We start from the raw sequence: 550 nt of genomic DNA on the forward strand, positions 1-550 counted from the left end.
TAAAAACACATTAGCACATACGACATGGGAATGCAAATACCACATCGTATTTGCAGCAAAGTTCAGGCGACAAGTAATATATGGGAGGTTACGCACGGATATAGGAAAAATATTGCGAGAGCTATGTGATAGAAAAGGGGTAGAAATCATAGAAGCAGAATTATGTCCGGATCATGTGCATATGCTGGTGAGGATTCCACCGAAGTATAGCGTGTCAGAGATTATGGGATATTTGAAGGGGAAAAGTTCACTGATGATATTCGACAGGCATGCGAATATGAAATATCGGTATGGGAGCCGACATTTCTGGTGTCGAGGATATTACGTGGATATGGTAGGCAAGAATGCGAAAAAGATTGAAGCATACATAAAACGGCAATTGCAGGAAGATGCCACCGCAGACCAAATAAGTTTGAAAGAATATATAGACCCGTTCACGGGTGAGCCGACAGACAAAGGCAAAAAGTAAGACAGCCCCTTGAGGGGCTGCCCGAGGAATCGATGCAGTTGGCAGACGATTCAATGCGCCATCAGGCGCTGCCAGTATCAG

The 550-nt window shown here is 44.4% G+C and carries 1 protein-coding gene; it reads left to right on the plus strand.

The window, feature by feature from the left end:
* Nucleotides 1–469 (plus strand): IS200/IS605 family transposase (tnpA, locus tag BBD38_RS11340; protein WP_082989640.1); only part of this gene is annotated, 469 nt, incomplete at its 5' end.
* Nucleotides 470–550: the final 81 nt, after the last annotated feature.

This window comes from Christensenella intestinihominis (genome assembly GCF_001678845.1).
Lineage (GTDB): Bacteria > Bacillota > Clostridia > Christensenellales > Christensenellaceae > Christensenella > Christensenella intestinihominis.